Raw genomic sequence first — 25,448 nt, 5'->3', positions numbered from 1 at the left:
GAGGGGCGGCCGCAGGTACATACCGCGGGACGTAGAACGGCGGGACATGAGCGCAGGCACGCACACGGCCGAGCGGATCACGCTCGCCCGGTTGCCGTCGGGCGTGGAACTGACGACGACGGTCCACACCTATCGCGGCGACGAGCCGGGCCCGACCCTGTACGTGCAGGCGGCCCAGCACGGCCGCGAGATAAACGGGACGGAGGTACTCCGGCGGTTCCACGAGCGCCTGCCCCTCGAGTCGCTGTCCGGAACCGTGATCGCCGTCCCCGTCGCGAACCCGCTGACCTTCGATCGCGTCTCCTACACCACCCCGGAGCAACTCGATAGCGTCAACCCCAACATGAACCGGATCTGGCCGGGCGACGACGAGGGCAGCCTCCACCAGCGCATGGCCGCTCGTCTCTGGGAGTACGTCACGGCCGCCGACGCCCTCGTCGACCTCCACACGGGCAGCCCGAACATGCTTCCCCACGTCGTCTACCGCGAGGACGACGAGCGCTCGCGCAGCCTCGCCGACGCCTTCGGAACCGACCTCCTGCTGTCCGAGCAGGCCGACGAGGAGGCCCCCGACGAGTGGCACCGCCGCGGCTTCGCGGGAAAGCTTCGGGTCGCCGCCGCCGAGGAGGGGATCCCGTCGATCACGCCCGAACTCGCCCATAACAAACAGATCCTCGAGGAGGTCGTCGCGGAGGGGATCGAGGGACTGCTCGACGTCTGTCGGTACCTCGGTCTCCTTCCGGGCGAGGTTCCAGACCGCGATCCGATCGTCGCGCGGAACCACCTCGGACAGGTCACCGCCGACGACTCTGGACTCTTCCGGCCCGAGCCGGGACTCGAGATCGGAGCGTCACTCTCGGAGGGCGCGGCGCTCGGGACGGTCTATCACCCGACGACATACGAGCCGCTCCACGAGGCCCGCGCGGACCGGGACGGCGTGCTCTACGCGCTCACCCGCGAGGCGACCGTGACCGCGGGCGACCAGCTCGCGAGCGTGGCGCTGGTCCGCGAGGAGTAAGAAGTGAGCGAAACGGCGGCGTGACCGCTCAGTTCACGCCGAGAAGCCGCCGTCGACGACTAGCCCGTGGCCGTTGACGAACGACGACTCCTCGCTCGCCAGGAACAGGATCGCGTCCGCGATTTCCTCCGGCTCGGCCAGCCGCTTGAGCGGGTACTGTTCGATCATCCGCTTGCGGGCCGCCTCGGGGTCCTCTTGGTCCTCGAGGTACTGATCGAGCAGCGAGGTCTCGGTGAAGCCGGGACAGACCGTGTTCGCGCGGACGCCGTGAGGGCCGGCCTCGGCGGCGACGGCCTTCGTCATGTTCAACACTGCGCCCTTGCTCATCGAGTAGGCGGACTGCTTGGGGAGTCCGAGGATACTCGCCAGCGAGCCGACGTTGACGATCGCACCGTGGCCCTGCTCTTTCAGGTGGGGAAGCGCCGCGTGACAGCCGTTCCAGACCCCCTTGATGTTGATGTCGATGACGAAGTCCCGGACGTCGTCCTCGAGCGTCTCGAGGCTGCCGCCCGGGTGGCCGGTGCCGGCGTTGTTGATCATCACGTCGAGTCCGTGGGTCTCGGCGACCTCGTCGACGACCGCGTGGAACTGGTCGCTGTCGGTGACGTCGAGTTCGTAGAACGCCGCGTCGCCGCCATCCTCCTCGATGGCCTGTGCGACCGCCTCGCCGCCGTCGGTGTCGATGTCCGTGACGATGACGCGTGCGCCCTCCTCGGCGCAGCGCTCGGCCGTCGCTTGCCCGATCCCCGACGCTGCACCGGTGATGACTACCGTTTGATCTTCGAGTCGCATGAGCACAGCATCGGTCGGCTGCCACATAAATTCGTTCATGGTTATCCGACGCAACACCCCGACTGTTCCACAAAACGGCACCAGACTTTAACAATGATAAAATAGGGGTGCGGCATCGACTCATCGCACAGCTCTCGAACTACCCGCCCACGTCGGCCGCCGAGCGCGGCGTCGACCCCTATCGGGACCAACACGTTGATCCGCCGGTTGTCCGTCCTAGCCGCTGTATGGCCGAACACGGGACCCGCGTCCGGCGCGTCCGGCGCGTTTGGCGGCGGACGTTCTCCCTCTCGTGGCCGATCGCGGTCCAGCAGACGCTCAACACGCTGATGCGGACGGTCGACATCATCGTCACCGGGCTGTTCTCGCCCACCGCCGTCGCCGCCGTCGGGCTCGCGGATCTCTACGCCCAACTCCCGCTGCGGATCGGGCTCGGCCTCGGAACCGGCGCGATCACCCTCTCGAGTCAGGACACCGGCCGGGGTGCGGCGGCGACTCGAGACCGGGCGATCACGCAGGCGTTTCTCATCGGCTTTCTGCTTGGATTGCCGCTTGTACTCGTTGGGGTCTTCCTGTCCCGGCCGCTGATCGCCCTGCTGGGTGCCGAACCCGACGTGGCCGAGACCGGCGGGCGCTACCTCGCGCTGGTCTTCGCCGCTGCGCCGATGCGCATCGTCGGTCTCGTCGGCGCGCGCTCGCTGCAGGGCACCGGCGATACGCGGACGCCGATGGTGGTCAACGGTACCGCGAACGTGATCAACATCGGTGCGACGGCCGGGTTAGGGCTCGGTCTCGGCGGCCTCCCGGCGCTCGGAATCGTCGGCGTCGGGCTGGCGACGGCGATCGGCCGCACGGTCGAGGCCGTCGCGATCACGGCCGCGATCGCGGTCGATCGGACCGACCTCTCGTTCGCTCGCCCGCGGAGTCTCACGATCACGCGCCAACTCGTCGCGGTGAGCCTGCCGAACTTCGCCGAAGGAATGAGCACCTCGCTCGCGAACTTCCCCTTTAACGCGCTCTTGCTCACCTTCGGCACCGAAGTGACGGCGGCCTACCACATCGGGCGGCGGATCTACCAGCAGTTCAGCGGCCCGCTGTACCGCTCCTACAGCGTCGCCGCGAGCATCGTCGTCGGACAGACCCTCGGCGAGGGCCGGCCCGACGACGCGCGGTTCGCGGGACTGGCGATCACGGCGCTGAGCGTCCTCACGCTCGGACTCGCCGGAATCGTCCTGCTCGTCGGGGCGACCCCGATCGCCCGGCTGTTCACCTCCGACCCGGCTACCCTCGAGTACGCCGCGACCTTCGCTCGCGTCTTCGGCGTCTCGATGTTCTTCTTCGGCCTCTTCTTCCCGTTGTCGGGGAGCCTCCGCGGCGCGGGCGATACGCGCACCCCATTCTACGCCCGATTCACTGGAACCGCCGGCTTCCTGCTCGGCTTTTCGTATCTCGCCGGTGTGACCTTCGACTACGGACTCACCGGTGTTTACGTCGGGATCGTGCTCAGCTACGCGTGGTGGGCGCTCGTCGTCGCGATCGGGTTCGTCTGGGGCGACTGGGCGGCGACGGCCGCGTCGATGATGGCCGAGCGAGCGGACGAGGCCGGCTAACGGAGATGAAACGAACGACTTCGAACGAATCTGCTAACTCCCCCGTCCTATCGAATATCTCTCAGGTGGAGAACTGGCCCCGCAAAACGTCGTCAGTCCCCGAGTGACGTCTCGAGTTCGCGACGGAACCCGGACCGAAAGCGTGCCCGAGCCGATCGCCGATGGCGACGAAAACGGCGAGAAGGTCCAGTTTACTTCTCGACCCCAACGAACAGTTCGTCTCGAATCTGCGGTTGCGTTTCGTTCGGCGTGTGCGTTAGATCGGACTGCGAACCGATCCGTACTCTCACCTATGAGATATAGTTTTCCGACTGTCAATAACTCGCGTTCAACCGGGTAGTCGGCGACTCGACCACCCCGCGTTCGACTTCGAACGCGCGAAGACGAGTTGGCGCTATCTCCCCTCGAACCCGTCTCTCGAGGGATTACACGGCTAGGTGTGTAATCAACAAACGGCCAAACATCGGCCGTTCCGCGGCCGATACGCCGGATATTTCACCACTCGCCGGTCGGTATCCGGTCCCCCGCGCTACTCGAGGGCGGCCGTCGCGGTTCCGGTCAGCAGCGTCTCGCCGTCGGCCGTGGACGCCTCGAGTTCGGTTTCGACGGTTCCCGAATCCCGGTCGACGTCGACGACTTCGCCGGTCGCGACGACGGTGTCACCGGGGAACACGCGGGACTGGAACCGGACGCCGAAACTCGAGACGGCAGCGAGATCGAACCAGTCGGTGACGACTCTGGAGGCGACGCCGGCGGTGAACATCCCCTGCCCGAAGACGCTCTCGTTGCCCGCGGCCGTGGCGTATGGTTCGTCGTAGTGAATCGGATTGAAGTCGCCGCTCGCCCCCGCGTACTTGACGAACTGCTTGCGATCGAGGTCCTCGACGACGACCGTCGGCCCGGTGTCGCCGACCGCAAGATCGGCGGCGGTACGGACTCGGTCGAATTCGTCCGCCGCGGTCGATGGCACCGCCGACTCCGAGCCGGCGGTGCCGCCGTCAGGCTCGGTCGCGTCGGGGGCGTCGCTCGCGGAATCGTCGGGGTCGCTTTCGTCGTCGACCGCGCCCTCCGTTTCGATCGCGGTCGACCGGTCGGTGAGCACGAGTTCGCCGTCCCGGGTCCGGTACTCCGTCTCGAGGACGGCGAAGGTCATCGTCCCTGCGCGGCCGCCCTCGCGCTGGAAGACGTCCGCGAGGGTGGTCGTCCCCTCGAGCACGTCGCCGACGGCGACCGGGCGCTCGTACTCGTAGGCCTGCTCGCCGTGGAGGACGTACTCCGGTCGGAAGCCGAGGTCGAAGCCCTTCCCGTCGACGTCGGCGGGCGTGTACCGCGGGAACCGGCCGACCTGCGTGTACGTAAGCGGCGCGGGCACGTGGTCGTAGCCCCGTTCGGCGGCCGCCGCCTCGTCGCGGAAAACGGGGTCCTCGGCCGTGATCGCCCGCGCGAACTCCTCGACCTTGCCGGGTTCGATCCGGAACTCCTCGACGGTGACCCGCGAGTCGCCGACCATCGCCTCGAGGTCCGCGAGGGGCTTAGTCGGCACGGCGACCCCCCGCGGCGTCGGTCGCCGCGTCGGATTGTCGTTTCGCGTCGCTCGAGCCCCGGCCGGGACCGCGCTGTCCGCGTCTCATCGCGGCCGCGGTTCGGACACAATCGGCGTACCGGAACCGCTTCCGGGCCCCGGACTCCGTTCGGTCAGTCATCGAGGGCGTCGATCCGCAGGTCCTCGTCGAACTGGAGCGCGTTCTCGATCTCGGTCTCGTCGACGTCCTCGAAGGCCCAGCGGGCGATCGAGCGGCGGTGGACCTCGTCGGCCCCGTCGACGAGGCGGAACGCGCGGACGTTCTCGTAGAAGTGCGCGATCGGCAGGTCCTTGCCGATCCCGTTGCCGCCACAACACTGCAGGGCGAGGTCGATCGTTTCGTTGGTAACGTTCGCGGTGAACATCTTCGACATCGCGACCTCGATGCGGGCGTCGCTTTCGTCGAGTTCGCGGGCGGCGTGACGGACCATACAACGGGCGGCGTGCAGCCGCGTTTCGGCGTCGGCGATGCGGTGGCGCAGCGCCTGTTTCTCCTCGAGTTTCGTGCCGAAGGCCTCCCGTTCCTGCAGGTAGGCCTTGGCGATGTCGAGCGAGCGCTCGGCCATGCCGGAGTAGCGCATGCAGTGGGTCAGCCGGCCGCCCCCGAGTCGCATCTGGGCGATCCGGAACCCCTCGTTTTCCTCGCCGATCGTGTTCTCGACGGGAACCCGGACGTTGTCGAACTTCACTTCGGCGTGGCCGCCCTCGCGTTCGGTGATGCCGTGACCGCCGAGATGGGGGATGTTCCGCACGACCTCGACGCCGTCAGCGTCCCGCGGAACGAGGATGATCGAAGTGCCCTCGTAGGGGTGGGCGTCCAGATCGGTCCGGGCCATCACCAGATAGAAGTCCGCGTTCAACCCGTCGGAGGTCCACCACTTGTGGGCGTTGATGACCCACTCGTCGCCGTCCTTGACGGCGGTGCTCTGGAGCATCTTCGGGTCCGAGCCGCCGCCCTGTTTGGGTTCGGTCATCGCGAACGCAGAGGAGAGCTCGCCCTGGACGAGTGGGCGCAGATACTCCGCTTTCTGGTCCTCGGTCCCCACCATCTCCAAGGTGTGCATGTTCCCCTCTTGGGGCGCGTTCGCGCGGATCGACAGCGCGCCGATGAGCGAGCGCCCGACCTGTTCGAACGACGGCAGCATGTCGCTGAAGTCCAAGCCCTGCCCGCCGTACTCCTCGGGAACCTGCGGGGCGAACAGATCGCGCTCTTTGGCCAGCTCCCACATCTCCTCGATTTCGTCCATCGTGATCTCCTCGCCCGTGGCCAGCGCCTCTCGCTCGCGCGGAATGACGACTTCGTCCATGAAGTCTTCTACTCGCCCCGCAACGTCCGTCGCTTTCTCCGAGTCGTGGTATTCCATATCATCCATGATCGCATACAGCATTGTAAAGATATAGGTCGAAGAACTCATACACTGGCAATCGAGGTGGGACTGCTGCCGTGATGGGCCGACGTACCCTTCAGCGAATCGCTCCGGTCTCGCGGAGGTCGGCCCGCTCGTCCTCGTCGTAGCCGATCGAGGCGAGCAGTTCGTCGGTGTGTTCGCCGTGGGCCGGCACGGACTCGTCACGGCCTTCGGGTACGTCCGATCCCGCAGCGGGGAACCCAATCCGCGGCGGTGCGTCGGCCGGCCGCTCGATCAACCCGCGGGCCTCGAGTTGGGGATGCGCGAGGGCTTCGGCCGGCGTACACACCGGCCCGACCGTCGCCTCGTCGGACAGCGCCTCGAGCCACGCGTCCCGCGAGCGCTCCGCGAACAGCGCCGTCAGTTCCTCGCGCACGGCTTCGAGTTCGGCCGGGTCCTCGCTCCCGTGGGAATCGACGAGGTCCTCGCGGCCGACTTCCTCGCAGAAGGCGTCCCAGAACTTCGGCTCGAGTGCGGCGAGAGTCACGTACCGTCCGTCCGCGGTCTCGTAGATGTCGTACCACGGGAGCCGGCCGGTGAGCGCGGTCTCGCCGGGCCGCGGGTCGTCGCCGGTGAGCGCCTCGTGGGCGACCGCCTGCGAGAAGGAGGCGACGACGTCGGTCATGGCCACGTCGATGTACTCGCCGCCACCGTGGCCGAGTTCCCGCGAGAGGAGGCCGCCGACGATAGAAAAGGCCGCGAACAGCCCGCCGCCGAGATCGCCGATCTGGTAGCCCGGCAGTTGCGGTGCCATCGACTCGTCCTCGCGGGTCATATCGAGCAGTCCGGCGACCCCGACGTAGTTGAGGTCGTGGCCCGCGCGCTCGGCATAGGGCCCCGTCTGCCCGTAGCCCGACAGCGAACAGTAGATCAGGTCCGCGTTGTACTCGCGTAGCGTCTCATACCCGATCTCGAGGCGCTCAGCGACGCCGGGTCGGAACTGCTCGAAGACGACATCGGCCGTCTCGACCAGCCGGTAGAACGCCCGCCGCCCGGCCCCCGATTTCAGGTCGAGCGCGACGCTTCGCTTGCCGCGATTGACGCCGTCGAACAGCGCGCCGACGCCGCGATCGGTCGTCGGCGGCATCCGCCGCGCGCCGTCGCCCGAATCGACGTCCTCGACTTTCACCACGTCGGCACCCGCGTCGGCGAGCAACTGCGTCGCGTACGGTCCCGGGAGCAGGTGCGACAGATCGAGCACTCGCACGGAATCGAGTTGCATGGTATCACGTCCCTGCCGCGTTCCAAAAGCCTGCTGTCGGGGCTCACTCGGCGGACACCGGTCTCGTCCCGCGTCCGAGACCGATTTCGATTCCGTCGGTCGTCACCCTCGAGAAGAACTAAGTCCGTCCCCGTGAAGCGTGGTGGCATGGCACGACAGCGCGCTGCCGTCGTCGGCGGCGGTATCATGGGTGCCGGTATCGCACAGGTGCTCGCACGGAACGGCTACGAGGTCGCCGTCCGCGAGATCAACGAGGAGTTGGCCGACAAGGCCCGCGAGCGACTCGTCTCGGGCAACTACGGCCTCGAGGACGCCGTCGAGGGCGGGTATCTCTCCGAGGAGGAGAAAGACGAGGTACTCGAGCGGCTGACGTTCACGACCGACCTCGACGCGGCGACCGACGGAACCGAGTTCGTCATCGAGGCGGTCACGGAGGACCTCGCGATCAAGGGACAGGTCTTCCGGGACTTGGACGACGTCACGGACGACCAGCCGCTGTACTCGAACACGAGCGGCTTTTCGGTGACCGCCATCGCGAACGGCGTCTCCGATCCCTCGCGGGTCGCGGTCACGCACTTCTTCAACCCGGTGCCGATCATGTCGATGGTCGAGATCGTGCGGTCGCCGCTGACCGACGACAGCGTCGTCGAACGCGCCGAATCACTCGTCGACGAACTCGGAAAGACCAGCGTCACCATCGACGACGACCCCGGCTCCTACGGCTTTATCGCCAACCGCTGTCACGCCGCGATGCGCGAGGAAGCCCAGAAGATCGTCGACGAAGGCATCGCGACGGAGGAGCAGGTCGACAAAGCCCTCGAGGAAGGGTACAATCTCCCCGTCGGCCCGTTCTCGCTGCGCGGCATCGGCGAAGAGTGGGACTAGCGGGCAGCTCTTTCAGTTTCTCCACGAACTGCCGATCCGGTATTCGGACTGCCGGTCCGGCAAGCGGTGGCGCGCGCTGTCGCCCGTTCGAGTGCGACGAGGACGGGCGACGACATTGCGCGAGGGATGAGCGACCGACTGAAAAGAGGGAGCGAATCGGCTGGGGAGGGCGTGGAGTCCCTAGTTGCCACGATGGCAGCGCGCTCCCTCTCGGATGACATAATACGCTGACCGATAGGTAGACCCGACAACAGAGTGTGTCCTGCTATCGTGGCTGCACGGAATTGTTGCACCGGGATTACGCGATTCACGCCCGCCGTGAACGGCGGGATTCTCTCGCTGGAAGAAGATAGCCACATCCACCCCAGCCGATTCGCTCGTTGCACTCGCTCACCCCTCGCGCAGCGTCATCGATCGGCCGTCGCTACTGATCTGGCCGATCGACAGCGCACGCCACCGCAAGTCGACAATCAGCCCGGAGACAGCGGTCGGCCGCCTCGTCCGGTTACTTCCCGTCGAACTCGGGTTCGCGGTCCTCGGCAAACGCCGCCGCTCCCTCCGCGTGGTCCTCGGTCTCGAGGAGCCCCTCGAAGAGCTGGCGGTCGTATTTCAGCCCCTCCTCGAGCCCCGTCTGGACCGCCATGTTCGCGGACTTCTTGATCGCCTGAATCGCCAGCGGGGCTTGGCCAGCGAGGTCGGTGACGAACGCCTCGACCTCGTCCTCGAACTCGTCGTCGGCGTAGACGTGGTTGACGATTCCTTCCTCGCCCGCGCGTGCGGCGGGGATGTGCTCGCCGGTCATCGCGAGTTCCTTCGCGACCGCGGGGCCGGCGAGTTTCTCGACGTACTGGATGCCGCCGGCACCGGGGAGGATGCCGAGGGTGACCTCCGGGAAGCCGAACGTCGACCCTTCGCTGGCCAGTCGGAAGTCACACGCCAGCGCGGTCTCGAGGCCGCCGCCCAGACAGTAGCCGTCGATCTTCGCGATAACCGGTGCCGGGAAGTCCCGGATGACGTCGTAATGGGATCGCGCCGAGGAACCGCCCGCCGACTCGTCGGCAAAGCCACCGATGTCCGCGCCCGCACAGAACGCCTTTTCGCCGGCTCCCTCGAGGACTACCGCGCGGAGGGCGACGCCGTCGGCATCCTCGTTTCGCTCCTCGAGGAGTTCGAGCCCCGCGATGATGTCGTCTCTGAGCTGGCCGTTCAGCGCGTTCAGCGCGTCCGGGCGGTTCATCGTGAGCGTGCCGACGCCGCGCTCGTCGTCGAACTCCACCGTGGCCGCCTCCAGTGACTCGTCCATGGACGGTGGTCACGGGCAACGATCAAAAAGGACACTGTTCGTCGCCTCGCGTCCCCGAATTCCGTCCTCGAGTGCCGATCACCGACCGGAGACGAGTCCCGAGGACTCAGAACGCTCGGAGGTCCTCGAGCACTGCCTGCGCGCTGCCGTCCGCGATGACGTCGCGAGCCTGCTCGAGGCCGTCCTCGAGGCTCTCGACATCTCGGCGGGCGTACATCCGGAACGCCCCGTTGAGCGCGATGGCGTCGGCGAAGTGGTCATCGCGCTCGCCGGCGAGGATTTCCTCGGTGATCGCGGCCGAATCGGCGGTCACGTCCTCGACCTCGAGGTCCTCGGCTTCCATCGCCATGCCGTACTCGGCGGTCTCGATCTCGTAGTCCTCGAGCTCCTCGCCCGCTCGCGGCTCGTCGCCGCTCGCATTGTCCGAGGCGCTCCGCGCCTCGCTCTCGTCCCATTCGGCCACCTTCGTATATCCGGGTCGGATGTCGTCGTAGCCCTCCATCCCCTGGAAGAAGATGGCGCGGGAGTAGTCGAGTCGGTCGCTCGCTTTGAGGGTATCCGTCAGCTTCTTCGCGAACGCGAGGTGGTAGAACGAGCCGAGGTGGACGTCGGCGTTCGCGGGGTTGGCGATCGTCTCGATCGTGTTGACGAACGTCCGGACGCCCATCTGGTCGCGTCGGTCGTAGAGGTCCTGAACGCCGGGATTGAACGCCGGCTGGTAGTAGAAGCCGAAGCCGGTCTCGTCGACCATGTCCGCGCTCTCGCTCGGCTCGAGTTCGGTCTGGACGCCGAGGTCGTCGAGGACGTGCTTGTAGGCCGTAGCCTTCTGGGTCGGGACCCGGTCGCCGGAGTGGACGACGACGGGGGTGCCCGCGGCGGCGGCGACGACGCCGGCACCGACGCCGAGGACGGCGGAGGTGTGCTTGCCGTCGTAGTTCGCCCCGCAGTCGACCGGATCGGCCTCGGGCTCGGCGGTGACGACCGACTCCTCGCGCATGACGTCGGTGTAGGCCGCCAGCTCCTCGGGGTTGTTGCGCTTCCAGCGGTTGGCCAGCCAGAACGCGCCGAGCGTGGTCGCGTCGGGTTCGTCCGCCAGAATCCGCTGGAAGGCCTCGCGGGCCTGCTCGCGGCTCATGTCGTCGGCCGATTTGGGACCGGAACCGACTACGTCCGTCATCAGCCGTTTCAGCGGCCAGTCGCCGAACTCCTGTGTTGCCTGCGCCATGTGCACTCGTTCGGACGGACGGCGCAAAAACCCCCCGTTTCCGGTAGTTCCTCCCCCACCGAATAACGGGTTTTCCATCGCAGCGGGCCCCGAGTACCGGAAACCCAACCCGTCCCGTCGTTCGGGACGACCCGAAAACGATACGGTCGTCTTCTCCCTAGGGCAACCAATGAGTACCCTGTCGGGGAACTGGCGCGAAGCCATCGACGACGTGGACGCGGCCCTGATCGACGGCTATCAGAGCGGCTTCCCGATCGCCGAGCGCCCGTTCCGCAGCGTCGCCGCCGATCTCGGGATCGACGAATCGGCGGCGGTCGACCGCGTTCGCGCCCTCCGGGAATCGGGGATCGTCCGCCGGTTCGGTGCCGTCCTCAACCCGCCGGTCATCGGTTCGTCGACCCTCGCCGCGGTCCGAGCGCCCGCGGACCGCTTCGACGAGATCGCGGCCGTCATCAACGACTACCGGCAGGTCAACCACAACTACGCCCGCGACCACGAGTGGAACATGTGGTTTGTCGTCACCGCGGGGTCGCAGGACGCTCGAGACGACATCCTCGCCGAAATCGAGGACCGCACCGGCTGTGCGGTGCTCGACCTGCCGATGCTGACCGACTACTACATCGACCTCGAGTTTCCCGTCGTCAACGGCGACCGCTTTGCACGCGAATCGCTCGAGGACCGCACCGACGCCTCGGCGACCCGGATCAGCGAGGCGGCGACGGGCGACCTCTCCGCGCTCGAGGCCGAGTTGCTGCTCGAGATCCAGAACGGGTTCCCGCTGTCGGCGACGCCCTACCGCGACATCGCCGAAAACGTCGGCTACGCGGTCGAAGACGTCCTCGAGGCCATCGAGCGGCTCCGGGAAACGGGCTGTATCAAGCGGATCGGCTGCGTGGTCAACCATGTCGTGACGGGCTTCGACGCCAACTGCATGGTCGTCTGGGACGTGCCCGACGACTCCCTCGACGAGTGGGGCGAGCGCGCGGGCGGGCTCCCCTCCGTCACGCTTTGTTATCACCGCCCCCGCAGACCTGAGCAGGAGTGGCCGTACAACCTGTTCACGATGCTCCACGGCCGCGACCCCGAAGCCGTCGACGCGAAGATCGACGAACTCGCCGCCGACTACCTCCCCGTCGAGCACGAACGGCTCTACTCGACCGAGACGCTGAAACAGACCGGCGCGCGATACGAGGACCTGGTCGGACGGTGACCGGACGAAGACGGTTTTCGTGATGCCGAAGAACCGTCAATCGTCTCCCTTCGGATGGAAGAGTTCCTCGACGGCACAGTCGAAACACCGGGCGAGTTTGAACGCCAGCGTCAGCGACGGATCGTACTTCGAGTGTTCGATCGCGTAAATCGTCTGGCGGCTCACGCCGACCTCGTCGGCCAGTTCCTGCTGGGTGAGGCCGTGTTCCTCGCGCCGTTCCCGGAGTTCGTTGTCCATCGCTCGGTCGAATATCGGGTTCGAACATCAAATACGCTGGCGAATCTCGGTCGCACCGAGGACGAGCAAGACCGTGACGATGCCGACGGCGGCGAGACCGTCGACCTCCCGTGGAACGGTGGCGTCACTCACCGCATACCAGCCGTAGAGTCCCACCATCGATACGAGGAGGACGACACCGACAACGGCCAGCGCGAGATCGAGGTTCCGGACGTCGCGCTCGTCGACGATGCCGCCCGAACCACGGCGCGTCCGCCCGTAGTACCCGACGTTGAAGAGGACGACCAATATCATCGGAGACACGAGGAGGTCCCCGAGCGACGGGTCGGCGGGCGCGGTCCCAGTAGCGACTTCGAACGCCGGGATAATCAGCGCCGGCACGAGAAACAGGAGCACGTTGTACTGCAGGGGGAGCAGCGACCCAGTCGACCCGTCGGCCGGCGTGGGTTCCGGCCGGTCGGCACCGAAGAATTCCTCCTCGAGGGTTCCTCTGAGATCGATGGCCAAACCGACGAACGCACAGACGACCATCACGCCGACGGCCCCGAGGTAGCCCCAGACCGTGATCGTGTCGAGAACGACATCGATCGCGACGAATCCGGACGCGATGACGAGACCACTGGTGATCGCTGCAACGAGGACCAGGAGGGAACCGTACGCCCTGAGCGGGTTTTCAGGCATGTGCGACACTTGTGGCTTGGACTACATAAATGTAAAGATATCTTTGCATCCAGTCGGCCATCGGTCGTGGAGCGGCGACTCGAGCCACCTCGTCAGTCGAGGGAAGCGTCGGATGACGGATGAAGCGTCTCGGCGGCAACAAAGACGGACCGGCGCCAAAACCGACCGTCTCCGTCAGACGGTGCTACCGCGGGCCGCGATTACTCGAGCGCCTCGGCCATGACTTCGATCGGCGTCGGTGGTTCCTCGGGCGCCCCCGGCCGATTCTCGAGTTGGGTGCGACAGGAGGCACCGGGGGCGACGACGCGGTCGCCCGCGCTCTCATCGACCTGCTCGTACAGGATCGAGGCGATGGCGTCGCTCATCGAGGCGTGTTCGGACTCGTAGCCGAAACTGCCGGCCATCCCACAGCAGCCCGAATCGAGCGGGTCGACGGCGTAGCCGGCCCGCCGGAGCACGCCGACGGCGTGGTGGTCCTTCGCGACCGACTTCTGGTGGCAGTGGCCGTGATAGACGAGATCCTGCGCCGCCGAGCCGGCGTCGAACGCGATCGTCTCGTCCAGCCGGAAGGTGTCGATGTACTCGCAGACGCCGTAGGTCGCGCCGGCGAGCGTCTCGGCGGCCTCCGAGGAGAGCAGGTCGAGGTAGTCCCCCTGGAACATGACCGCGTCGGAGGGCTCGATGACGACCACGTCCCAGCCGTCGGCGACCCGCGGCGCGAGCGCGGTGACGTTCTTGCGGGCGGCGTCTTCCGACTTGTCGAGGAACCCCTTCGAGAACGCCGGCCGGCCGGTATCGCCGAGGTCGTCGGGGACGGCGACGTGGACGCCGGCGGCCTCGAGCACGCGGACGGCCGCCTTCCCGGCGTCGGGATGGCTGTAGTTGGTGTAGCTATCGGGGTAGAGGACGGCCTTGCGGTCGGCCTCGGCCTCGCTGACGCGAGCGCCGCCCCGCTGGTGGAACCAGTCACGAAAGGTCGTCGCGTGGAACGTCGGCAGCGGCCGGTCCGAATCGATTCCGACGACCACCTCGAGGGCCTTGCGCGCGCCCGGGAGCTTCGGCAGGGCGTTCGACAGCGGGGCGAGCTGGCTCCCCACCTTCGAGAGCGTCGCGACGTTGGCGAAGAGCCGGTCCCGGAGCGTCGCGCCGTTGCGCTGGTGGTACTCGTGGGTGACTTCGGCCTTGAGCTTCGCCATGTCGACCTCGCTCGGGCAGTCGATGGCACAGCCCTTGCAGCCGATACAGAGCCCCATCACCTCCTCGACGAACTCGTCGGAGACGGCCTCGTCGGGCTCTAAGTCGCCGCTCATGGCCTGCCGGAGCGCGTTCGCTCGGCCGCGGGTCGCCGTGATCTCTTCCTGACTTGCCCGGTAGGTCGGACACATCACGCCGCCGGTAGTCTCCTGTTCGCCCCGACAGCCGCCACAGCCGTGGCAGAGTTCGACCATGCCCTGCATGCCGTTGTCGTTCTCCCACTCGAGGGCGGGCTCGAAGCCGGCCTCGAACTCGTAGTCGGGGTCGAACCGCAGGTGCTCGCGCAGATCGGTGGGGTCGTCCTCCCGAAACACGACCTGTCCCGGATTCAGGAGCCAGTCGGGGTCGAACGCCGTCTTGAGGTCCTGAAAGCTCTCCCAGAGGTCGTCGCCGTAGAGCTTGTGATTCCACTGGGTGCGGGCGCGGCCGTCGCCGTGTTCGCCCGAAACCGAGCCGTCCAGATCCACGACGAGATCGGTGACGTCGTCCGCGATGCCGTGTAACTGGTCCAGCCCGATTTCGGTCTTCGTGTTCACGAGCGGCCGGACGTGGAGCACGCCGGGCCCCGCGTGGGCGTAAAAGGCGGCGTAGGTGTCGTGAGTCTCGAGGATCTCCTCGAAGCGCTCGACGAACTCCGGCAGGTGTTCGGGCGGAATTGCGGTGTCCTCGATGAAGCTGATGTGTTTGTCGTCGGTCGTCCGCGAGAGCAGGATCGGGAGCCCGGACTTCCGGAGCTTCCACAGCTGGGCGCGCTCGTCCGCGTCGTAGGCCTCGAGCGCCTCGAGGGCGAGCGTCTCCGCGCCGTCGGTCCGCGGCGCGTCCGCGGCCGGTTCGCCGGCGGGGCTCGCCGAGGGGACGCGGTCCGCGAGCAGGCCGGAGACCTGCTCCTTCCCGTGGTCGGCGTCCTCGGCGTAGAACTCGACCAGCAGCGTGGCGTTGGTGCCCTCCGGGAGCATCTCCGTGACGGGGCCGAACTCGGCAGTGTCGCGAGCGAGGTCGATCAGCACGTCGTCGAGCACCTCGACCGCGGCGGGGTCGTGGGCGAGGATCGGTTCGATGTCCCGCATCGCGTCGTGGAGTTCCGGATAGCAGAGGAGGGCGACGGCCTTCGTCTCGGGAACGGGCTCGAGCGAGACGGTCGCCTCGGTGACGATCGCCAGCGTGCCCTCGCTGCCCGCCAGCAGGCGCGCGAGGTTGACGGTCCCCGAGTCGCTGGCGTCTTGGCCGCCCGGCATGGGTTCGCCGCGCGCTTCGGCCACCAGTCGGTCGAGATTGTACCCCGAGACGTTTCGCTTCAGGTCGGGATACGTCTCCTCGATCAGGTCGGCGTCCTCCTCGAGGATGCGGTCGACTTCGGCGTAGATCCGGGCCTCGAGGTCCCCGTCGAGATCGGCGCGGTCGGCGATCTCCTCGAGGGTGACCTCGCCGAAGGTCGTCACGGTCCCGTCGGCGAGGACGGCTTCGACCCGCTCGACGTAGGCGTCGGTCTTGCCGTACTTCAGCGAGTGGGCGCCCGTCGAGTTGTTGCCGATCGCGCCGCCGATAGCGCTCTTGTCCCCCCACGCCGGGTCCGGGGCGAACTTCAGGTCGTGGGGAGCGAGGGCCTCGTTCAGCGTGCCGAGGATCGTCCCGGGTTCTACCGTCGCCGTTCGTCCGTCGGGATCGAGAGTGCGGATCTCGTTCATGTGCCGCGTGAAATCCAGCACGACGGCGCGGTTGACCGTCTGCCCCGCGAGGCTCGTTCCCCCGCCGCGTGGCAGGACCGGGATCTCCCGCTCCGCGCAGTACTCGACGATAGCGGCGACGTCGGCCGTCGACTGCGGGAAGGCGACGGCGATCGGCGTTACCTCGTAGGCGCTCGCGTCGGTCGCGTACAGTTCTCGGGAGTAGGAGTCCGCGCGGACCTCACAGTCGACGACGGCCTCGAGATCGGCGACCAGCGCCGGGCGATCCACCTCGTCGCTCCGGTAGTCGTAGTTCGCACGACGGTCGGCGGCCGGGTCGCCGCTCGGCTCCAGTGACATACTGCTTCCTTACGCAGGGGCGGCCAAAAGCGTCGGCATTGCCAAACCCAGCCTCGCGGGCCTGGGCGACGAACGACCGTCGAGAACCGTTCGGACCGAGGGTGTCGGCGGGGAGGTGTCCCCTGCCGAATGCGTGAGGTGTTCGAACTGGTGGTGATCGAGTGGTCGTGCTCCGTGTCGTGTTCGCAGGTACGCCCCCGGGGCCACCGTCCGCCCGTCGGACGGCACGTAACCGTGCGCAGGCCAACAGAACGAGCGCTCTGCCTACCTAGTTGGGACAGAGTAGCACACGATACTCCCAGCCGATTCTCGAGGCGCGGAAACGCGCGATCCGGTCGAGATCGGTTCGATACGACAGCGTCTACCCTAACTCGTACACTGTCTCTGACCCATACACATCAACTACACAACTACCGTGGGTGTAGAGGGAGAAGCGAGAGAATTGTGGGGAATCTGGCCCACGTACAGCCATTCTAGGGTCGTCTCGCGATCGGGAATCAGTCGCGTCGATAGCGATCCGGAAATCCGTATTTTGGCGGCGTTATCCGTCGATACCCGCACGAAAGTCGCTCCGGCGTCGAGAGGATAACGAGACTCGAGTTACTATTTGATATCAGATAGATCCGGTCTCAATACTGAAATCCGATATCTCTGCCGACCGGCCGTCCGCGTCGGTCAGTCCTCGCCCCAGTCGCCGCTCATCCCGACGCGCTCGCCGTCCTCCCAGACGTAGTAGCCCTCGCCGGTCTTCTTGCCGAGGTTGCCCGCCCGGACCTTCCGGCGCAGCGACTGGGGCGGCTTGAACCGCTCGCCCAACTCCTCGCGGAGGTGTTCGGCGATGTGCAGGCGCACGTCCAGTCCGACGTGGTCGGTCAACTCGAGCGGTCCCATCGGGTGGCCGTAGCCGATCTCCATCCCCTCGTCGATGTCGGCCGGGCTGGCGACGCCCTGCTCGACCATCCGGATCGCCTCGAGGCCGAGCGCGAGGCCGAGTCTCGAGGTGGCGAAGCCGGCCGTATCGCGCACGACCACGTCCTCCTTCTCGATGCCCCGGACGTAGTCGACGGCGAACTCCTCCGTGCGGTCGTCGGTCTGCTCGGCGATGACGATCTCCACCAGATCCATGATGTGGGGCGGGTTGAAGAAGTGCAGTCCCACCGCCCGCTCGGGGTGCTCGAGGACGCTCGCCATCTCGGTCACGGACAGCGAGGACGTGTTCGAGGCGATCACGGTGTCCTCGCTCGCGGCGGCTTCGATATCGGCGAACACGTCCTGCTTGAGGTCCATGTCCTCCGGGACGGCCTCGACGACGAGGGCCGCGTCCGCGACCGCCGCCTCGAGGTCCGTCGTCCCGTCGATGCGCTCGAGCGTTTCCACCATCTCCGACTCGCTGAGTTTGTCCCGGTCGACGCCACCTTGGAGGTTGGTTCGGATTCCCTCGAGACCGTCCTCGACGAAGTCCTCCTCGATGTCCCGCAGGACGACATCGTGGCCCGCCATCGCGGAGACCTGTGCGATTCCGTGGCCCATACTGCCGGCTCCGAGGACTGCGATTTGCATGTACGGGGAGACAGACGAAGCGATCAAAAGCGTTCCCTTTCGAACAAACAGCACTACTGCGACCGAGACGAAGTCCCCGCCTGTCCCGTCTCCGAACCAACTCACGGCGCGCGCTGTCGATCGTGCTCGAGTCTTGCGAGGGCCGATCGACGCCACTGTGCGAGGGACGAGGACCGCAGCGACCGAAAGCGCGGCGCGAAGCGTTCGAAAATCGCGTCGCGATTCTCGAACCCATCAGAAGTGCTTTGCACTTCTGAGGACGCCGCGGAAAGGCGAGCGGCAACGCCGCGAGCCGGGGAGCGAGGACCGCAGTCGGTTGGGGAGGGTGTGGTGCTGGTCGGGCGGGACTGAAAGGGGCGAGAGGGCTCGCGGAAGGCGGACGACGGAAGCACCGCAGGCCCACGGCCGAGGAGCGAAGCGAGTCCCCCGAGTCGAGCCGTCTCGGGGCTTTCTGGGCACCGATAGTAGCCACTGAAAGTCATTGCACATCTGATCGCACGACCGCGTTGCGATCAGTATGTAAATCGTTTCAGTGACTACTATATTTTCTACCCGTGTGGCACCTGTCTATTCACGACAACGAAATGCCTACTTCTGTAAACCGACGACCGAACCCGAAGAACGGAGTGCCTTTGGTTCCCGAGTGCGAGCCACTCAGTACCAATGAGCGATCGGCAGCCAGTTATCGTGCAGGCAGTCCGGACTCCGCAGGGGAAACACGGCGGCGTCTTCGCCGACACCGGCAGCGAGGAGCTTTCGGTCCCGCTCGTCGACGCGATGCTCGAGCGGACCGGCCTCTCGGGCGAGGCCGTCGACGACATCCGGTGGGGCTGTGCCAAGCAGGTCAACAAGCAGAGCAACAACATCGCGCGGGTGATCGCCCTCCTGTCGGAGCTGGGCGAAAGCGTGCCCGGCACCACCATCGATCGGCTCTGTGCCTCCTCGGCGGAGGCGATCATGAGCGCCAGCGACGCCGTTCGAGCGGGCCAGCGCGAGGTCATCGTCGCCGGCGGCGTCGAGAACATGTCTCGCAACGAGCGCCGAAAAGGGATCGACTCCTACGCGGGCATCGCCGAGCAGTACGACGCGGCCGGGCTCGCGATGGGCCAGACCGCCGAGACGGTCGCCCGCGAGTACGACATCTCCCGCGAGGCCCAAGACGAGTACGGGGCCCGAAGCCAGCAACGCGCCTGCGAGGCCACCGAGGCGGGCAAATTCGACGACGAGATCGTCCCCATCGACACGGCCGAGGGCACGATCACCGAGGACGAGGGACTCCGTCCCGGGACGACCGCGGAGAAGATTGCCGGCCTCCCGCCCGCCTTTGAGGAAGACGGCACCGTCACCGCGGCCAACGCCTCGCAGGTCTCCGACGGCGCTGCAGGAGTCCTGATCACGAGCCGAGAATTCGCCGACGAGCGGGACCTCGAGGTCATGGCCGAAATCGAGGATCACAACGTCGCGGGCGTCGATCCAACGGTGATGGGGATCGGCCCGGTGCCGGCGGTGCGGGGCATCTGGGAGCGAAACGGCCGCGACGCCGACGACTACGACCTCGTGGAACTCAACGAGGCCTTCGCCAGCCAGACGATCTACTGCCGGGACGAACTCGGCTTCGACGACGAGACGTTCAACGTCAACGGCGGCGCGATCGCCATCGGCCACCCGCTGGGGGCCTCCGGCGCTCGCCTCCCTGTGACGCTGATCCACGAACTACAGCGCCGGGGCGGCGGCCTCGGGCTCTCGACGATGTGCGTCGGCTACGGGCAGGGTGCGGCTATCGAGTTTACCGTCGCCTAAGACGGTTGAACGAGGCTTTTTGGTCCAGATTTTGCGAGGGAGGAGCGCAAGCGACGACCGAGACAAAAGGTGGACGTGGCAGGGTGCAGCGATCGAATTTACCGTCAACTAGACGGGTCGTCTAGGCCTTTTGGTCCAGATTTTGCGAGGGCGACGCGTCAGCGTCGGCCGAGACAAAAGGTGGATGCGTCAGGGTGCTGCCGTCGAACTCCGCGCGTGCCGGAGCAGTAGGCGAGCGGCGCTCCGCTCGCGTCTCGAGCTAGCTTCGTCGTTGGTTTCGCGACTACTCGAGAGCGGACTCGAGTGGATTTCACGCTCGGACATCTCGAACACTCGGCTTACGAGACGAGTCTCGAAACGGATCGGAAAGAGCTGCGAAAACGACAGAGAAGATCGATTTACGCCGCAACGCGCCCTATCAGAGGATCTGGTCGGCGATGATGTTCTTCTGGATCTCGCTGGTGCCCTCGTAGATCTTCGTGATGCGGGCGTCGCGGTAGTAGCGCTCGGCGGGGTAGTCCGTCACATAGCCCGAGCCGCCGTGGACCTGAATGCCCTCGTCGGCGACTTCGACCGAGATCTCGCTCGCGAAGTACTTCGCCATGCTCGAGTACTGCGCGGCGATGTCCTGGTTCTCCTGCTCGACCTGGGTCGCGGCGCGGTAGGTCAGCGAGCGGGCGGCCTCGACCTTGGTGGCCATCTCGGCGATCTTGTGCTGGATGGCCTGGAACTCGGAGATCTTCTGGTCGAACTGCTCGCGCTGGTTGGCGTACTCGATGGCGGCGTCGAGCGCGCCCTGGGCGGCGCCGACGGCCTGTGCGGCGACGTTGGCACGACCGGCGGCGAAGAACTCCATCAGCTGGTAGAAGCCCTTGTCGACCTCGCCGATGACGTTCTCCTCGGGGATGCGCACGTCGTCGATGACGACCTCCGCGAGGTCGGAGGCGCGGATCCCGAGCTTGTTGTTGATCTTATCGGTCGTGATGCCGTCCCAGTCCATCTCGACGAGGAAGGCGGTGATGCCCTTGTGGCCCTCGCCGGGGCTCGTCTTGGCCATGAGGACGCCGATGTCGGCGACGGTGCCGTTGGTGATCCACATCTTGTTGCCGTTGGCGACGAACTCGTCGCCGTCCTTCTCGGCGACCGTCTCGATGCCGGCGACGTTCGAGCCGTGTGCGGGCTCGGAGATCATCGACACCGACGCGATCTCTCCGTTCGCGATCTTGGGCAGCCACTCCTCTTTCATCCACTCGTCGCCGAACTCCATGATCATGTTCGAGCCGAAGCCGGCGCTGCCGATCGCGGAGCCGATCCCCGGATCCGCGCGCCAGAGTTCCTCGGTGACGATCGTCGAGGAGATTTTGTCCATCCCGGCACCGCCGTACTCGAGCGGGATACTCGGCGCGACGAAGTCGTACTCGGCGGCCTTCCGGCGAAGGTCCTCGGGATACTTGCCCTCTCGATCGTGTTCCTCGGCGACCGGTGCCATCTCGTTTTCACCGAACTCGCGGACGGCCTCGCGGATCGCCTCGTGCTCAGCTGACAGCTGGAATGCCATATCGTTTGCTTGGTGTCGTCTTACAAAGTATCTTCGGATACGCTCGAAATTTGTTTTTGTTAATCTTCCGTCGGGCGGCCCGTAAGCACGGAAACGAGCGGATCGCAAGAGACCGAGCGGCGAGTGGGCTCGCGATTACTCGCCGATGTCGTCGGCGTCGTCGCCGCGAAGCTCGAACTTCTGGACCTTCCCCGTCGTCGTCCGCGGGAGTTCCTGAACGAACTCGACCTCGCGGGGATGTTTGTACTCCGCGAGGTTGGTCAGACAGTACTGTTTGATGTCTTCCGGCGTCGCCTCGGCGTCGGGCGTGGTCACGATGAACGCCTTGACGGTCTCGCCGCGGCGCTCGTCCGGAATCCCGACGACGGCGGCGTCGGCGACGTCCTCGTGTTCGAAGAGGAGTTCTTCGACCTCGCGCGGATAGACGTTGTAGCCGCCGGTGACGATCATGTGCTTCTCCCGGTCGACGACGTAGAAGAAGTTATCCTCGTCCCAGTAGCCGATGTCGCCGGTGTGGAACCAGCGCTTGCCGTCCTCGTTGGTAAAGGCCTCCTCGTTGGCCTCGGGCAGCCCGTAGTACTCCTTCATCACGTTCGGCCCGTGGATGACGAGTTCGCCCGTGATCTCGTGGATCGCCGCCTCCTCCTCGTCGATCGGCCCCTCCTCGACGCGGGGCACCTCGTTGAACTCCTCGTCGACGATCTTCGCCTCCACGCCCTCGAGGGGCTGGCCGATGCTGCCCTTCCGGCGGGCGTCGTTCGTGTTGGCGTGGGTGACCGGACTCGTCTCGGTCAGGCCGTACCCCTCGTTGAGCTGGACGCCCCAGAGCGATTCGAACCGCTCTAAGACCTCGAGCGGCAGGCTCGAGCCCCCGGAGTTCGCAAAGCGCAGGGCCTCGAACTCGTAGCTCTCGGCGTCGGGCTGGTTGATCATGTCGTTGAACATCGCGGGGACGGCGAACATGATCGTGATCTCGTCGTCCTCGAGTTGGTTCATCACCGTCGGGGCGTCCCACTCGGGGACGGGGTAGTAGGTCCCGCCGCTGTACATCGCGCCGTTCATCACGACGGACATGCCGTAGATGTGGAACAGCGGGAGCGTGCCGATGAGACGGTCGGAGGCCTGAAACCCGCCCGGCGGCACGCTCGCGTTGGCCCGCGTCGTAAAGGCGAGGTTGTGGTGGGTCAACAGCACGCCCTTCGGCGTGCCGGTCGTCCCCGACGTGTACGGCTGGACCGCGACGTCGTCGTCCGCGCGATCGACGGTCGCCTTGGTCTCTGCGGCGAGGAACTCGTCGAACGCCGTCGCGCCGTCGACGTCCGCGCCGACATCGCGAGACGACGTCTCGCTGCCCGGTGAGCTTTGCTCACCGACGCTGACGACCTGCTCGACGTCGGTGTCGTCCTGTACCTCGAGGACGTTGGGAACGAGATCGGCCAGCGCGACGACGGCCTTCGCCCCGCTGTCGCCGAGCATGTGGCGGATCTCGCGGGCCTTGTACTGGGGATTCATCGGGACGATGATCCCGCCGGCACGCAGGGTGCCGTAGAACGCCGTCACGAACTGTGGCAGGTTCGGCAGGTAGATCCCGACGCGGTCACCCTCGCCGATCCCGCGGTCCTCGAGTGCCTGTGCGAACTGTCCGGCTTGCGTCCAGAACTCCTCGTAGCTCAGTTCCGCGCCGTCGTAGGCGATCGCAGCCGAATCCGGGTTCGCATCGACCGTCGCCCCGACCTCCCGAACGAGATTTGTCATACTTTGTGTACGGTCGTCTGAGGGCCACAAAAGGGTTGTTACTCATCGATCCAATTTATTTCGGTTGTTCGAGAAACGGGGGCGAGTGGCCCGGCCGGCGGGCCGCAGTCAGTCGCTGGTCGACGACGTGTCGATACCGGAGCCGCCCTCGGTCGGCATCTCGTAGCCGACGACGAAGCGGGCGTGGAGCAACACGCCGATGATGGCGGCCGCGGCGACGATCTGGACCGCGACGTGGACGAGCGACCCGAACATCGCACAGAACGCAGCGGCGATGTAGAGGCCCCGGACCGGGACCGAGAGGTCTCGAGCCCCGTCGAACCCGATCGTCGCGACGATCAGTGCGACGGTACCCGCCAGTACGACGGGGAACGCGATCAGCGTCTCGCTCGACCAGTAGATGAGGCTGTCGTTCGCGATGAAGGCGTAGGGGATGACGAACCCGGGCGCGCCGAGCCGAAGCGCCTGTTGACACGAGCGCATGAAGCTGGCACCCGCGATCCGAGAGCCGATCGCGACCGAGATCGCGACCGGCGGGGTGATCGCCGACAGCATCGCGAAGTAGAACACGAACATGTGCGTCGCGATCGGGGGCGTCCCGAGTTCGGTGATCGGTTTGGCGACCAGAATGGCCACGAGGATGTACGCCGCGGGCGTCGGCATCCCCAGCCCGAACAGGATGCTGGCGATCATCGCGAGGAAGAGGACGACGAAGAGCCCCCCGCCGAAGCCGAGAATGCTCACGTCACCCAGTCCGACGATCGTCGTCGCGACGCGGGCGGTCAGTCCGGTGCCCTCGAGCATTTCGACGATCACGCCCATGGCCGCGAGCACGCCGACGAGCGGGGCCATATCGAGGCCGCCCTGCTTGAACCCGTCCGCCGTCTGTTTGATCGTTGCGAGGACGTTCCAGAGAACGTCGTCTCCCTGAATTTGCCGCTCACCGATATCGAACGTGACCTCGCTCGAACCGATGTTCAGGACGCCGACGAGAAAGTTCCGGACGAACATCACGCCGACGATCGCGAAAATGGTGTTCATGCCCGCCGAGAGCGGGGTGTACCGCAGGTAGACGAGCGTGTACAGGAGCACAGCCATCGGTACCACGAAGTGGGCTCCGTTGAGGAGGAGCCGCCAGTTGAACGACGTGAGATCGTTCGAGATCCAGCCGAACTTGAGGATCGTGAAGTGGACGGCGAGACAGACGCTGAAGTAGAACAGCGCCGCCGGAATGACGCCCGCCTGAACGATGTCCAGATACGGAACTTGGAGGATGTCGGCCATCAGGAACGCGGCGACCCCCATCACCGGCGGCAGCATCTGGCCGCCCGCGGAGGCGACCGCCTCGATCGAGGCGGCGACGTCGTCGCGGACGCCCTGATCCTTGATCATCGGGATCGTGAAGGAGCCGGTCGTCGCCGTGTTCGCCGCGGCGCTGCCGGTAATCGAACCCATGATCATACTCGAGATAACGGCGATCTGGACGACGCCGGTTCGTAGACTCGTCCCGAGTTCGCTGCCGACCTCGCGGACGAAGTCCATCAGCCCGTAGGCCTTGGCGATCCCGGCGAACATGATGAAGATCGCGACCCACGTCGAGCCGATCCCCATCATCGTGCTGTCGTAGACGCCGCTGATAGCGATCGCGCCGTTCTCGGTGATCTGTTGCCAGCTCTGGCCCGAGTGCTCGAAGACACCGAACAGTCGGGGGCCGACCGCCGAGTGAGCGTACGCGATCGCGACGACGGCGACGGCCGCGATGGACGTTCCGAACGCCCGACGGGTCGTGTCGATCGCCACCGCGATCAGTATCGCACCGACGATGTGATCCGTGGTGTTGTAGCCGAGGATGAACGCGTCACCGTCGAGTCGACTGAAGTTCGTGTAGACGTAAACCGTCGTGAGGATCGCCGCCATGGCGAACACAATTGCGATGTACGGATCGATCGCGGCGGAGAGACGACGCACGCGCTCGAGACCCGGCACCCGTCCTTCCTCGTCCGGCGACGATGTCGACTGCGGGACTTCGGTCGCTGCCGATCCGTCGACAACGTCCGCCTCGGATCCGTCGCTATCGAATTGGCTCTTCGCGTAGTCGAGGTAATAGAGCGCGATCCCCCACCCGAGGAAGATGATCATGTACAGTTCGTCCCGATCGACCCATCCGGGTTTATCGATGATACCCGAGAGTGGCCATCCGCCGACGAGGGAGACAGCATACAAGACGGTGTATGCCGTAAAAAGTGCTCCCAACGCGTAGATGACAAAGCCGAGAGCTAGCTGTGGAAGCTCCCGCTCGGAATAATAACTGGTTGTAGACATC

General features: G+C 66.1%; 19 protein-coding genes. 5 read left to right on the top strand and 14 right to left on the bottom strand.

Annotation, left to right across the window (positions count from 1 at the left end; all coding sequences use genetic code 11):
- Positions 1 to 46: 46 nt before the first annotated feature.
- A complete protein-coding gene (locus tag FEJ81_RS17135) occupies positions 47 to 1,018 on the top strand; it encodes a succinylglutamate desuccinylase/aspartoacylase family protein (RefSeq protein ID WP_138246429.1) in 972 nt (323 codons plus the stop codon).
- A 33-nt stretch (positions 1,019 to 1,051) separates the two neighbouring features.
- Here FEJ81_RS17135 and FEJ81_RS17130 read toward each other — a convergent pair whose 3' ends face one another.
- The gene (locus FEJ81_RS17130) at positions 1,052 to 1,810 is read right to left on the bottom strand and encodes an SDR family NAD(P)-dependent oxidoreductase (RefSeq protein WP_138246428.1); all 759 of its coding nucleotides are present in this window, start codon (positions 1,808 to 1,810) and stop codon (positions 1,052 to 1,054) included.
- Positions 1,811 to 2,037: 227 nt separating this feature from the next.
- On the opposite strand from FEJ81_RS17130, the gene FEJ81_RS17125 reads away from it, so the two are divergent.
- Positions 2,038 to 3,420, top strand: coding sequence for an MATE family efflux transporter (locus FEJ81_RS17125; RefSeq protein WP_138246427.1), 1,383 nt, complete (start codon positions 2,038 to 2,040; stop codon positions 3,418 to 3,420).
- A gap of 529 nt (positions 3,421 to 3,949) precedes the next feature.
- Here FEJ81_RS17125 and FEJ81_RS17120 read toward each other — a convergent pair.
- From FEJ81_RS17120 to FEJ81_RS17110, 4 genes are all read right to left on the bottom strand, one after another.
- Positions 3,950 to 4,963 carry an FAS1-like dehydratase domain-containing protein gene (locus tag FEJ81_RS17120; protein WP_138246426.1) on the bottom strand — a complete coding sequence of 338 codons (1,014 nt, stop codon included), beginning with the start codon at positions 4,961 to 4,963 and terminating at the stop codon, positions 3,950 to 3,952.
- Complete coding sequence (locus FEJ81_RS23360; protein ID WP_175416461.1) at positions 4,953 to 5,123, bottom strand: hypothetical protein; 171 nt, start codon at positions 5,121 to 5,123, stop codon at positions 4,953 to 4,955. The genes FEJ81_RS17120 and FEJ81_RS23360 overlap by 11 nt, the downstream gene beginning before the upstream one ends.
- A complete protein-coding gene (locus FEJ81_RS17115) occupies positions 5,116 to 6,366 on the bottom strand; it encodes an acyl-CoA dehydrogenase family protein (RefSeq protein WP_138246425.1) in 1,251 nt (416 codons plus the stop codon). Before FEJ81_RS17115 ends, FEJ81_RS23360 begins: the two co-directional genes overlap by 8 nt.
- A gap of 100 nt (positions 6,367 to 6,466) precedes the next feature.
- A complete protein-coding gene (locus FEJ81_RS17110) occupies positions 6,467 to 7,633 on the bottom strand; it encodes a CaiB/BaiF CoA transferase family protein (RefSeq protein ID WP_138246424.1) in 1,167 nt (388 codons plus the stop codon).
- Between the two features lie 147 nt (positions 7,634 to 7,780).
- On the opposite strand from FEJ81_RS17110, the gene FEJ81_RS17105 reads away from it, so the two are divergent.
- Positions 7,781 to 8,518, top strand: a complete 738-nt coding sequence (locus FEJ81_RS17105; RefSeq protein ID WP_138246423.1) for a 3-hydroxyacyl-CoA dehydrogenase family protein — start codon at positions 7,781 to 7,783, stop codon at positions 8,516 to 8,518.
- Between the two features lie 505 nt (positions 8,519 to 9,023).
- Here FEJ81_RS17105 and FEJ81_RS17100 read toward each other — a convergent pair.
- Complete coding sequence (locus FEJ81_RS17100) at positions 9,024 to 9,821, bottom strand: enoyl-CoA hydratase/isomerase family protein (RefSeq protein ID WP_138246422.1); 798 nt, start codon at positions 9,819 to 9,821, stop codon at positions 9,024 to 9,026.
- 106 nt (positions 9,822 to 9,927) lie between these two features.
- A complete protein-coding gene (locus FEJ81_RS17095) occupies positions 9,928 to 11,046 on the bottom strand; it encodes an anthranilate phosphoribosyltransferase (RefSeq protein WP_138246421.1) in 1,119 nt (372 codons plus the stop codon).
- A gap of 169 nt (positions 11,047 to 11,215) precedes the next feature.
- Here FEJ81_RS17095 and ahbB point away from each other — a divergent pair, with 169 nt between their 5' ends.
- Complete coding sequence (gene ahbB / locus FEJ81_RS17090) at positions 11,216 to 12,256, top strand: siroheme decarboxylase subunit beta (protein WP_138246420.1); 1,041 nt, start codon at positions 11,216 to 11,218, stop codon at positions 12,254 to 12,256.
- Positions 12,257 to 12,292: 36 nt separating this feature from the next.
- Here the strand turns inward: ahbB and FEJ81_RS17085 are convergent, their stop codons facing one another.
- From FEJ81_RS17085 to FEJ81_RS17070, 4 genes are all read right to left on the bottom strand, one after another.
- Positions 12,293 to 12,493 carry a helix-turn-helix transcriptional regulator gene (locus FEJ81_RS17085; RefSeq protein WP_138246419.1) on the bottom strand — a complete coding sequence of 67 codons (201 nt, stop codon included), beginning with the start codon at positions 12,491 to 12,493 and terminating at the stop codon, positions 12,293 to 12,295.
- A gap of 27 nt (positions 12,494 to 12,520) precedes the next feature.
- On the bottom strand, positions 12,521 to 13,174 hold the full coding sequence (locus FEJ81_RS23610) for a hypothetical protein (protein WP_202979388.1): 654 nt from the start codon (positions 13,172 to 13,174) through the stop codon (positions 12,521 to 12,523).
- A gap of 200 nt (positions 13,175 to 13,374) precedes the next feature.
- A complete protein-coding gene (locus tag FEJ81_RS17075; protein ID WP_138246418.1) occupies positions 13,375 to 16,452 on the bottom strand; it encodes an FAD-binding and (Fe-S)-binding domain-containing protein in 3,078 nt (1,025 codons plus the stop codon).
- Between the two features lie 675 nt (positions 16,453 to 17,127).
- Positions 17,128 to 18,012: a 3-hydroxyacyl-CoA dehydrogenase family protein gene (locus FEJ81_RS17070; RefSeq protein WP_138246417.1), complete on the bottom strand. Its 885-nt coding sequence runs from the start codon at positions 18,010 to 18,012 to the stop codon at positions 17,128 to 17,130.
- A 663-nt stretch (positions 18,013 to 18,675) separates the two neighbouring features.
- Here FEJ81_RS17070 and FEJ81_RS17065 point away from each other — a divergent pair.
- A complete protein-coding gene (locus FEJ81_RS17065; protein ID WP_138246416.1) occupies positions 18,676 to 19,812 on the top strand; it encodes a thiolase family protein in 1,137 nt (378 codons plus the stop codon).
- Positions 19,813 to 20,230: 418 nt separating this feature from the next.
- Here FEJ81_RS17065 and FEJ81_RS17060 read toward each other — a convergent pair whose 3' ends face one another.
- The 3 genes from FEJ81_RS17060 to FEJ81_RS17050 form a co-directional block, all read right to left on the bottom strand.
- Positions 20,231 to 21,370: an acyl-CoA dehydrogenase family protein gene (locus FEJ81_RS17060; RefSeq protein WP_138246415.1), complete on the bottom strand. Its 1,140-nt coding sequence runs from the start codon at positions 21,368 to 21,370 to the stop codon at positions 20,231 to 20,233.
- Between the two features lie 135 nt (positions 21,371 to 21,505).
- On the bottom strand, positions 21,506 to 23,125 hold the full coding sequence (locus tag FEJ81_RS17055; protein ID WP_138246414.1) for a long-chain-fatty-acid--CoA ligase: 1,620 nt from the start codon (positions 23,123 to 23,125) through the stop codon (positions 21,506 to 21,508).
- Positions 23,126 to 23,233: 108 nt separating this feature from the next.
- The gene (locus FEJ81_RS17050; RefSeq protein WP_138246413.1) at positions 23,234 to 25,447 is read right to left on the bottom strand and encodes a TRAP transporter permease; all 2,214 of its coding nucleotides are present in this window, start codon (positions 25,445 to 25,447) and stop codon (positions 23,234 to 23,236) included.
- Between the last annotated feature and the right edge of the window lies 1 nt (position 25,448).

The sequence above is a fragment of the Natrinema versiforme genome, assembly GCF_005576615.1.
Taxonomy (GTDB): domain Archaea; phylum Halobacteriota; class Halobacteria; order Halobacteriales; family Natrialbaceae; genus Natrinema; species Natrinema versiforme_A.
Note: the sequence above shows the minus strand (reverse complement) of the source record. Positions and strands in the feature narration are given on the sequence as shown.